This is a genomic window from Aquitalea sp. S1-19, assembly GCF_024343515.1.
The window spans coordinates 23945-34103 of record NZ_RJTZ01000028.1; the positions used below are offsets into that span (position 1 = coordinate 23945).

The following is a 10159-nucleotide window of genomic DNA, read 5'->3' on the forward strand; positions in this document are numbered from 1 at the left end:
AAACCAGACATTCTATCACCTGTCAACCACAAATGGCGAATCAAATAAGACAAACCATTGATATAAAAGAAAAAAGACGAGGGAAACACCCCCGTCTTTTTCGTTTTCAAAGTCTGAAAAGCGCTTAGTGCACGTCTTTCCAGTATTCCTTCTTCAGCAAGTAAGCCAGCGGCAGCATCACCACAATCAGGAACAGCAAGACGATATAGCCCAGCTGGTGGCGCTTGACCTGGGTAGGCTCACCCATAAACACCAGATAGTTGGTCAGATCGGCCATGCGGTGATCGTACTCGGCGGTATTGGCCTTGCCGTTTTCCAGCTTGGTCAGGGTACCAGCCTTCACCAGTTCCAGCTTGGGCACATCATGCCCTTCGTGCTTCTCGTGCTTCAACACCTGCTCGCCCTGCCAGTCGGCAAATACATGCGGCATGGCGGCCTTGTCGAACACCAGGTTGTTCCAGCCGGTTTCGCGGCTAGGGTCCTTGTAGAAGCTGCGCATATAGCTGTACAGATAGTCGGCACCACGCGAACGGGCAATCACCGACAGATCCGGCGGCGCAGCACCAAACCATGCAGCGGCATCCGCCTTGGTCATGGAGATTTTCATCGTGTCGCCGATCTTGGCACCCGGCGGCAGGATGTTGGCCTTGATTTGCTCTTCGCTCAGACCGATGTCCAGCAGACGGTTGTAACGCATGGCGTTAGCCGAGTGACAGGACAGGCAGTAGTTGGTGAACATCTGGGCACCGCGCTGCAAGCTTTCGGTGTCTTTCAGATTGATCGGTGCTTTGTCCAGAGGTACACCGCCACCAGCCGCTACAGCAGTAGCAACCGGCAACGCGAGGACGGCGGCGGCGATCAGTTGTCGTATCGTCTTTTTCATATCAGCCTCTCCCCTTACACGTACATCACAAACAACACCGAACCTGCCAGCGTCAGCGCCCACAGCAGCACGAAACGCACCTGACGTGCAGGCGTCGATTCGGTCACACGATCCGGCACCGGAATGCTGCCCACATCGTTCTTGGTGTAGAACGGCATTGCCAGGAAGAACGCGAAGTACACAAAGGACAGGACCTGCGCCACGATGGTACGTACGTCGGTAGACGGCAAGGCGCCCAGAATACCCAGACCGATAAAGGAGATCACGAACAGCACCAGGGCGATCTTGAACTTCGGACCACGATAACGCACCGACTTGACCGGGCTCTTATCCAGCCATGGCAGGAAGGCGATCAGCACCACGGCGGCGCCCATGCCCAGCACCCCCCAAACCTGGGTACCCAGGAAGGACGGAATCGCACGCAAAATGGCGTAGAACGGGGTGAAGTACCATACCGGCGCGATATGTGCAGGCGTCTTCAGCGGGTCAGCCGGATCGAAGTTAGGCTTCTCAAGGAAGTAACCACCGCCTTCAGGGGCGAAGAACAGAATGGCCGAGAACACGATCAGGAACACCACCACGCCCAACACATCCTTGACGGTGTAGTAAGGATGAAATGGGATGCCGTCCAGCGGGATACCGGTCTTCGGATCCTTGTTCTTCTTGATTTCCACGCCGTCAGGGTTATTGGAACCCACTTCGTGCAGGGCGATCAGGTGGGCAACCACCAGCGCCAGCAGAATCAGCGGCACGGCAATCACATGCAAGGCAAAGAAACGGTTGAGCGTGGCATCGGACACCACATAGTCACCACGAATCCACACCGACAGATCAGGACCGATCACAGGGATGGAACCGAACAGGTTGACGATCACCTGCGCACCCCAGAACGACATCTGACCCCATGGCAGCAGATAGCCCATGAACGCTTCGGCCATCAGGCACAGGAAGATCAGCGTGCCGAACACCCATACCAGCTCGCGCGGCTGCTTGTACGAGCCGTAGATCAGGCCGCGGAACATATGCAGATAGACCACCACGAAGAACATGGAGGCACCGGTCGAGTGCATGTAGCGGATGATCCAGCCACCGCCCACGTCGCGCATAATATATTCAACCGACATGAATGCCGTTGCCGCATCCGGCTTGTAGTTCATGGTCAGGAAGATGCCGGTGACAATCTGGATCACCAGTACCAGCATCGCCAGCGAACCGAAGAAGTACCAGAAGTTGAAGTTCTTCGGCGCGTAATATTCGGTAACGTGCTCTTTCATCATCGACGACAGCGGGAAGCGCTCGTCGACCCAATTAAGGAGGGCTTTTCCTTTGCTCATTTTCTTGTCTTCCCCTGTTATTTGTCGTCGCCGACCAAGAGCCGGGTGTCGGTGAGGTATTTGTGCGGCGGAATTTCCAGATTGATTGGCGCCGGCACCCCCTTGTACACACGGGCAGCCAGGTCAAACTTCGAGCCATGGCACGGGCAATAGAAACCACCTACCCACTGCGGGCCCAGATCGGCTGGCGCGAGGTCGGGGCGGTAGGTCGGCGAGCAACCCAGATGGGTACAAATACCGACAGCAACCAGAATTTCCGGCTTGATCGAGCGGAACTCGTTCTTGCAGTAGGCCGGCTGCTGGTTGGTGTCGGAATTCGGGTCTGCCATCTGTCCGTTCAGCCCAGGCAGGGCTTTCAGCTGCTCCGGCGTACGCGACAACACCCAAACCGGCTTGCCGCGCCATTCGACGTTAATCTTCTGGCCAGGCTCTAATTTGCTGATATCGACCTCTACCGGTGCGCCAGCCGCTTTTGCCCGTTCAGACGGAAAAAAACTCATCAGAAATGGCGTAGCGACCCCTACTGCGGCCACGCCCCCAACAGCGCTGGTGGCGACCGTCAGGAAACGACGGCGCCCCGTATCGACTTGCTGCTCACTCATTACGTCGTCCTCAAACAATGGAAACCGAGCTTATTAACCTCGAGAGTTTACCTTATTCCTTGCAGGGACTTGAAGTGATTATGCAAATAAATTGTGCGCTGCTTTTAAAAATTTCATTCATATAGGATTGCTGATTTCGACATACTCCACATCAAGCCCCGTCATCGCAGACAGATGTGCACCCAGCGCCTGTATGCCATAGCGCTCGGAAGCATGATGACCCGCCGCAATAAACGCCACCCCGCTCTCCCTTGCCTGATGGGTGTTTTGCTCGGACACCTCGCCGGTCACGAAGGCATCGACGCCCAGCGCAATCGCGTCACCGAACATGCCTTGCGCGCCGCCACTACACCACGCCACCCGCTTGATCATCGCGCCCTCATCACCCAGCAACACCGCCTCGCGCCCAAGCCCGGCAGAAATGATTTTTGCAAAATTAGCCGCGCTCTGTGGCTCAGGCAGATGGCCATGCCACAACAGGTTTTGTTCACCGCCCTGCCCATCAGCGACACAACCCAGCCGCGCGCCAAGTTGCGCGTTATTGCCCAGTTCGGAGTGAGCATCCAGCGGCAGATGGTAGGCAATCAGGCTGATATCGTGCGCCAGCAAGCTGGCGATGCGCGCACGCTTGATGCCGGTAATACGACTATCCTCGTTTTTCCAGAAATAACCGTGATGCACCAAAATGGCATCCGCCTTGCGCTCAATGGCAGCATCGATCAGCGCCTGCGACGCAGTCACCCCGCACACCACGCGCCTCACCTCGGCCCGGCCTTCAATCTGCAAGCCGTTGGGTGCATAGTCCTTGAAGCGCCACGGCTCAAGCCAGGCGTCTAGCGTGCGTATCAGTTCGGTCAGTTGCATACAGGTCTCCTCTGGAAAAACAGATTGTACTCGGGGAGCAGGAAACCGGGATCCGTGGGTTGCCAGAACTGGGCTTAACCAGCACACCGATTCCCTGATCCCGAGTCCCGGATCTAAAAAAAATACCCCCGCCGGTTTCCCGACGGGGGCTTTGATCTTTCAGGCTGGATGGCCCGAACGGCTGATTACATCATGCCGCCCATGCCGCCCATACCGCCCATGCCACCCATATCAGGTGCAGCAGGCTTGTCTTCCGGCAGCTCGGCTACCATGCAATCGGTCGTCAGCATCAGGCCGGCGATAGATGCGGCGTGTTGCAGTGCCGAACGGGTGACCTTGGCTGGATCCAGCACGCCCATTTCGATCATGTCGCCGTATTCACCGGAAGCGGCGTTGTAACCGAAGTTACCCTTGCCTTCCAGCACCTTGCTTACCACAACCGATGGCTCGTCGCCTGCGTTCTCGACGATCTGGCGCAGCGGCGCTTCGATGGCCTTCAGAACGATCTTCACGCCGGCTTCCTGATCAGCGTTGCTGGCAACGACATTATCCAGCGAAGAACGGGCACGCAGCAGCGCAACGCCACCACCTGGCACCACGCCTTCTTCAACGGCGGCACGGGTCGCGTGCAGCGCGTCTTCAACACGGGCCTTCTTCTCTTTCATTTCCACTTCGGTCGCAGCGCCAACCTTGATCACGGCCACACCGCCGGCCAGCTTGGCCACGCGTTCCTGCAGCTTCTCGCGATCGTAGTCGGAGGAGGCTTCTTCGATCTGCTTGCGCACTTCGCCTACACGCGCCTGGATCACGGCCGCTTCGCCCACACCGTCGATGATGATGGTGTTTTCCTTGCCCACTTCGATACGCTTGGCCTGGCCCAGCATTTCCAGTGTGGTTTTTTCCAGCGTCAGGCCGATTTCTTCGGCAATCACGGTACCGCCGGTCAGTACGGCGATGTCCTGCAGCATGGCCTTGCGACGGTCGCCAAAACCTGGTGCCTTCACTGCAACCACTTTCAGGATGCCGCGAATGGTGTTCACCACCAGCGTAGCCAGTGCTTCGCCTTCTACGTCTTCAGCGATGATCAACAGCGGACGGCCCGACTTGGCCACCTGCTCCAGCACCGGCAGCAGATCGCGGATGTTGGAGATTTTTTTGTCGAACAGCAGCACGTACGGCATTTCCAGAATCGCAGCCTGCTTTTCCGGGGTGTTGATGAAGTACGGGGACAGGTAGCCGCGGTCAAACTGCATGCCTTCAACCACGTCCAGCTCGTTGTTCAGGCTCTTGCCGTCTTCAACGGTGATCACGCCTTCCTTGCCTACTTTTTCCATCGCATTGGCGATGATTTCGCCGATGTCGCTGTCGGAGTTGGCGGAGATCGAACCAACCTGGGCGATTTCCTTGGTGGTAGCGCAAGGCTTGGAGATGTTGGCGATTTCATTCACCAGAGCAATCACCGCCTTGTCGATGCCGCGTTTCAGGTCCATAGGGTTCATGCCGGCGGTCACAAACTTCATGCCTTCCTTGACAATCGCCTGTGCCAGTACGGTCGCGGTGGTGGTGCCGTCACCGGCTACATCGGAAGTCTTGGAAGCGACTTCTTTCACCATCTGCGCGCCCATGTTTTCGAACTTGTCTTTCAGTTCGATTTCCTTGGCTACCGATACACCGTCCTTGGTGATGGTCGGAGCGCCGAAGGAGCGATCCAGTACTACATTGCGGCCTTTAGGGCCCAGCGTGACTTTAACGGCGTCGGCCAGCACATTGACACCAACAACCATTTTTGCGCGGGCGGAGTCGCCGAAGCGTACGTCTTTAGCAGCCATTCTCAATCTCCAGAATTCTTGAATACAGGTTTACGTAACGGGGTCGGGGCGCGAAGCGTCTTACTCGACAATACCCATCACGTCTTCTTCGCGCATCACGATGACTTCTTCGCCATCCAGCTTCACGGTCTGTCCGGCATACTTGCCGAACAATACCTTGTCGCCAACTTTCAGCTCCAGACCACGACGCTCGCCGTTGTCCAGAATCTTGCCGTTACCGACGGCGAGCACTTCGCCCATGTCCGGTTTTTCAACAGCGGAACTGGCCAGAACAATACCGGATGCCGTTTTTTCTTCGGCTTCGAGACGCTTGATAACAACACGATCATGCAGAGGGCGGATTGCCATTGTTCACTCCTGAAATTTGCAGTGGCGGAAGTGGGTTTGAAACCATGTAAAGCAGTACCTAGAGACACCGGCATTAGCACTCGGCGCCTACGAGTGCTAATGGTAAGGACGGGGTGGAAGGTTTTCAAGGGGGCAGGATAAGATTTAGCAAGATCAGATTGCCGGCAAAGAGCAAGACGTACTCTCAAATCATTGATATTGCGTAGTGCCATGCCCTAAAAAATGTTTCTCAGTATAAATACGGATACCTCTAATCAGCCCAATGATTTAGAATAATATATAACTTAATGCATAGACGGATGTATACACTGGTCTGCCTTGCAGCTACTCGCTTGACAGCCAAAGCTGAATTGCAATTCAGGACTTTCCGTTTAGCGTCTTGAGCAAAAAAATTCTAAATGAATTATTCTGCAACGGCTGCCACGCAGCTCCCCCATTTTTTGATAGGTATACTCATATGAAAAAGACCCTGACCTTGGCCCTGGTGGCTAGCCTGTTCTCCGTTTCCGCCCTGGCGGCACCAGCTGCACCTGCTGCGGCAGCTGGAACAACTGCGGGCACGACCGCAGCAGGTACAACGGCTGCCGCAGCTACTACCACAGCCGCAACTACGGCTGTTGCCAGCACCGCAGCAGTTGCCGGCCTGAGCACCACCGCTCTGGTTGCTGTTGGCGCTACTGTTGCTGCCGTTGCCGTTGCGGCATCCGACAACAACTCGTCGACCAGCCACCACTAAACCGTCGCAGCATTTAAGTCAGGCTGGGCGCAATAAATGCGACCCAGCCTTTTGCATGCCCGAAATTCGAAGTGCTCCGTGTCCAAAAATTACGTTTTTAGCAGCGCCACCCTCCTGTTTTCCAGTCTGGCCATGGCTGCGCCCAATATGGGTGGGCAAGATGGCTATATCAATATGCCCAGCGCCTATACAGGGCAGGATGGCACATGGAGCATAGGCTACAGCCAGGACAAGCCTTACAGCACGCTATGGACCTCGGTGACGCTATTCCCGGCACTGCAGATGACCGGGCGTTACGTCAGTATCGCCGGCATCAGCGGTTTTGAAGAAGGTCATGCCGGGCATAACACCTATGGCGACTACAAGGACAAGGTGTTCGATGCCAAACTGCAACTCTGGCCCGAAGGCGAATTCAGCCCAGCCATTGCACTCGGACGTACCGACCTGTTCGGCACCGGCCTGTTTCGCAGCAACTACCTCGCCCTGAGCAAGCGCTTCGACATACTGGAAACCAGTATCGGCTACGGTGATGGCCGTATTGACGGCGCTTTCGCCGGACTGCGCTGGACCCCGCGCGACTACGCCAACTGGGCACTGGTCGCCGAGTATGATGCCCGAGACTATCAGGATGACCACCGCGCCAGTGAAACCTTTGCCAGCGAGCGCAGCAAGGGTTTCAAGGCCGGCATCGAATATCGCTGGGGCTGGTTGTCGCTACAGGCGGCACATCAGGGCAGCCACGCCGCGATCAACGCCATGGTCAATATTCCGCTGAACGAGCGTGAATTTGTCCCCCATATTTACGAGCCGCCCATTTTCGCGCCCAAAACTTTGCCGCAACGCCCCAGCGCTACACAGTGGCACAGCGACCCGGCTTATGCTCAGGCTCTGCAACGCGTACTGCACCAACAGGATTACACCCTGGTCAGCCTGTCCTACCGCAATGGCACGCTGCACATGAATTTGTCCAATAGCCGCATTTCGGACATGGGCCGTGCCGTCGGCCGGGCAGTACGCACCGCGCTGTATTACATGCCGCAGCAAACCCGCCGCATCAAGGTCACCTACACCGAACTCGATCTGCCGGTTGGCCATTACGAATTTTTCGACATCGGCGCATTAAATGACTATCTGGCCGGACGCATAGACCGCCAGCGCTTTCGCGACTTTGTTCTGGTACGCCCGGGCACCCCCCAGGACAAAATCGAGCACACAGATGATGGAGGCTCTTTGCAGGCCGGCCTGGCCGATGATAACGGACTGGCGGTGCTGATGTCGGAAGATGGCGACATGGTGCAACTGCGCAAGCAGGACAGCCTGCTTAACCGCTTCAAGATCGCCCCCCGTCTGGGCTTTTACTTCAACGACCCCAGCGGTGCGCTCAAGTATGACCTTTCAGCCGCCGCCAACTTCGACCGTCGCCTGCACCAAGGCCTGTATTTCAATAGCACTCTGTCCGCCACCTTGCTGGAAGACGTCAGCGATGTGACGCAGGCTTCCAATAGCACACTGCCCCATGTACGCAGCGATATTGCCGAGTACAAAAAGGGCGGGCGCATCAAGCTGCAAAAGGCAGTCGTTAACCAGTATTTCAAGCCGGCAGGAGAATGGTACGGCCGCATCTCGGGCGGCCTGTACGAGGAAATGTTTGCCGGCACGGGTGGCCAGTTGCTGTACGCCCCATTTGACAGACGCTGGGCTGCCGATCTCGCGATCGATGCCTTGCGCCAGCGCGACTATCAGGGCGGGATGGGGATGCGCGACTACGACACGGTCACCGCCATCGGCTCGCTGCATTACCGCCTGCCCTACGAAACGACCGCCACCTTGCGCGCCGGGCGTTTTCTGGCCAAAGACCTGGGGGCGCGCTTCGAGATCAAGCGCCGCTTCCGCTCCGGCTTTGAAGTGGGCGCCTGGTATACCCGCACCGATGGCGAAGACATCACCAGCCCAGGCACGCCCAGTTCGCCCTATTTCGACAAGGGTATCTTCTTCCGCATGCCACTGGATGCGCTGCTGCCGCAAGACAACCGTTCGCGCGCCAACTTCGCCATCTCGCCCTGGACACGCGATGTCGGCCAGATGGTGACCAGCCCGGGCGACCTCTACCCCATGGTCGAATCCGGCGAACTGACCCTACATAGCGCCGACGGGCTGGGCAATTTTTCCGAGCGAGTCGACGAACTAGGCCACCCTGCCGTTGCCCGGCCGATAGAACGCATCACGCCATTGCCGAACGTGAAGCTGCGACTGGACGATTCGGGCAGCGCCTTCCCACGCCTGTCCGAATTGGGCAATACCGTATTCTGGTCCGGCGTCACCATCGGACTAGCTTCGCTGGCCGACGAAAAATGGCGGGACAAGCTGGCCGGCCATGAAGACAACCGCAGCATCAAGACATGGGACAAACTGGGCAAGGCCGCACCCTTGCTGGCGGTAGGCGGTGCAGGCATGGCGCTGGCACTTGGCGACAGCAAGCTGCAGAACACCGGCTTTATTGCCCTCCAGTCGGCTGCAGTCGCGGCAGGTAGCAGCATGCTGCTCAAGCAAGCCTTTAACCGTGCACGACCGGATGAGGGTCAAGGCCACTGGAGCCGGCAAGATGCAGGCCAGTCACGTAGCGACAGCAGCTTTCCGTCCAACCATACTGCAGTAACATTTGGCGCCATCACACCATTTGCCGCCGAATACCGTGCACCCTGGCTATATGGTGTTGCCGGCATTGCCTCGCTCGGACGTACGGCCAAGGGCAAGCACTGGGTATCGGATGTTGCGGCCGGCGGCCTGCTCGGGTATGCGACAGGGAAATGGCTGTGGAGCGCACAGCGCGAGCGCGGCCGTTACCAGCCTATTTTCGACTTCGGCCCCGGTTACGCTGGCGTCAAAGTTGACGTCAGCTATTAACACCAGGCTTTCAAGCATAAAACAATACGATTTTCATCTTTGATTCGCGGCCTAGTAGGTCGCTCGCTTTAAAAGGGTTTTTTAGATGCAAAAAAAGCGACTCGCCATTCTGGCTGTCACGCTATCCATGGCATCCGCCCATGCGCTAACGCCGGAGCAAATCGCACTGGCCCGCCAGTACGGTGCCAGCGAGGCACAAATTCAGGCGGCTTCCGCCAGTGCTGCACAATCTGCGACCTCGCCTTCCGAAGCCGCACCAGCACTAGCCCCCACCATACAGCCGCGCACAACAGCTGCTACCGCCAGCAAGGCAGGCGAACCTTTCGGTTACAGCCTGTTTGCCGGCATGCCGACCAGCAATACCCCGCTTTCCGATTTACCGGTGCCAGACGACTATCTGATCGGCCCCGGTGACGAGCTGAAAATCCAGCTCTACGGCAAGGAAAATGCACTGCATACCTTGCGCGTCGGCCGTCAGGGCAATATCGACTTCCCCGGCCTAGGCCCGATTTATGTAGCCGGCAATAGCTACCAGCAAGTCGCCGTCGACCTGATCAGTCGCATCAAGTCGCAGATGCTGGGCGTAGACGTATTCGTCTCCATGGGTGCCCTGCGCATGATGCAGATCACCGTGACCGGCGAAGCCTTCAAGCCGGGCG

The 10159-nt window shown here is 57.3% G+C and carries 9 protein-coding genes; 3 read left to right on the forward strand and 6 right to left on the reverse strand.

What is annotated here, in order from left to right:
* Positions 1-124 precede the first annotated feature (124 nt).
* The 6 genes from EGI20_RS06375 to groES all read right to left on the reverse strand — a co-directional run bounded on the left by EGI20_RS06375 (position 125) and on the right by groES (position 5860).
* The gene (locus EGI20_RS06375; protein WP_498630606.1) at positions 125-883 is read right to left on the reverse strand and encodes a cytochrome c1; all 759 of its coding nucleotides are present in this window, start codon (positions 881-883) and stop codon (positions 125-127) included.
* Positions 884-897: 14 nt separating this feature from the next.
* On the reverse strand, positions 898-2217 hold the full coding sequence (locus EGI20_RS06380) for a cytochrome b (protein ID WP_498630608.1): 1320 nt from the start codon (positions 2215-2217) through the stop codon (positions 898-900).
* Between the two features lie 17 nt (positions 2218-2234).
* Complete coding sequence (petA, locus tag EGI20_RS06385) at positions 2235-2819, reverse strand: ubiquinol-cytochrome c reductase iron-sulfur subunit (RefSeq protein WP_498630610.1); 585 nt, start codon at positions 2817-2819, stop codon at positions 2235-2237.
* A 117-nt stretch (positions 2820-2936) separates the two neighbouring features.
* Entirely contained in the window at positions 2937-3683 is a 747-nt protein-coding gene (locus tag EGI20_RS06390; protein ID WP_498630611.1) for a Nif3-like dinuclear metal center hexameric protein, read from the reverse strand.
* 185 nt (positions 3684-3868) lie between these two features.
* Positions 3869-5512 carry a chaperonin GroEL gene (gene groL / locus EGI20_RS06395; protein ID WP_124735213.1) on the reverse strand — a complete coding sequence of 548 codons (1644 nt, stop codon included), beginning with the start codon at positions 5510-5512 and terminating at the stop codon, positions 3869-3871.
* A 60-nt stretch (positions 5513-5572) separates the two neighbouring features.
* Positions 5573-5860 (reverse strand): co-chaperone GroES, encoded by a 288-nt coding sequence (gene groES / locus EGI20_RS06400; RefSeq protein WP_124735214.1) that lies wholly within the window; start codon positions 5858-5860, stop codon positions 5573-5575.
* A gap of 457 nt (positions 5861-6317) precedes the next feature.
* On the opposite strand from groES, the gene EGI20_RS06405 reads away from it, so the two are divergent.
* From EGI20_RS06405 to EGI20_RS06415, 3 genes are all read left to right on the forward strand, one after another.
* Positions 6318-6596 (forward strand): hypothetical protein, encoded by a 279-nt coding sequence (locus tag EGI20_RS06405; protein ID WP_124735215.1) that lies wholly within the window; start codon positions 6318-6320, stop codon positions 6594-6596.
* A 78-nt stretch (positions 6597-6674) separates the two neighbouring features.
* On the forward strand, positions 6675-9500 hold the full coding sequence (locus tag EGI20_RS06410) for a YjbH domain-containing protein (RefSeq protein ID WP_498630613.1): 2826 nt from the start codon (positions 6675-6677) through the stop codon (positions 9498-9500).
* An 85-nt stretch (positions 9501-9585) separates the two neighbouring features.
* A partial coding sequence (locus tag EGI20_RS06415; RefSeq protein WP_498630615.1) for a polysaccharide biosynthesis/export family protein occupies positions 9586-10159 on the forward strand: 574 nt, incomplete at its 3' end.

Excerpts from the sequence above, each read along its gene's own strand:
- groES (WP_124735214.1), bottom strand. The coding sequence starts at position 5,860 with ATGGCAATCCGCCCTCTGCATGATCGTGTTGTTATCAAGCGTCTCGAA.
- EGI20_RS06380 (WP_498630608.1), bottom strand. The coding sequence starts at position 2,217 with ATGAGCAAAGGAAAAGCCCTCCTTAATTGGGTCGACGAGCGCTTCCCG.
- EGI20_RS06375 (WP_498630606.1), bottom strand. The coding sequence starts at position 883 with ATGAAAAAGACGATACGACAACTGATCGCCGCCGCCGTCCTCGCGTTG.
- groL (WP_124735213.1), bottom strand. The coding sequence starts at position 5,512 with ATGGCTGCTAAAGACGTACGCTTCGGCGACTCCGCCCGCGCAAAAATG.
- petA (WP_498630610.1), bottom strand. The coding sequence starts at position 2,819 with ATGAGTGAGCAGCAAGTCGATACGGGGCGCCGTCGTTTCCTGACGGTC.
- EGI20_RS06390 (WP_498630611.1), bottom strand. The coding sequence starts at position 3,683 with ATGCAACTGACCGAACTGATACGCACGCTAGACGCCTGGCTTGAGCCG.
- EGI20_RS06405 (WP_124735215.1), top strand. The coding sequence starts at position 6,318 with ATGAAAAAGACCCTGACCTTGGCCCTGGTGGCTAGCCTGTTCTCCGTT.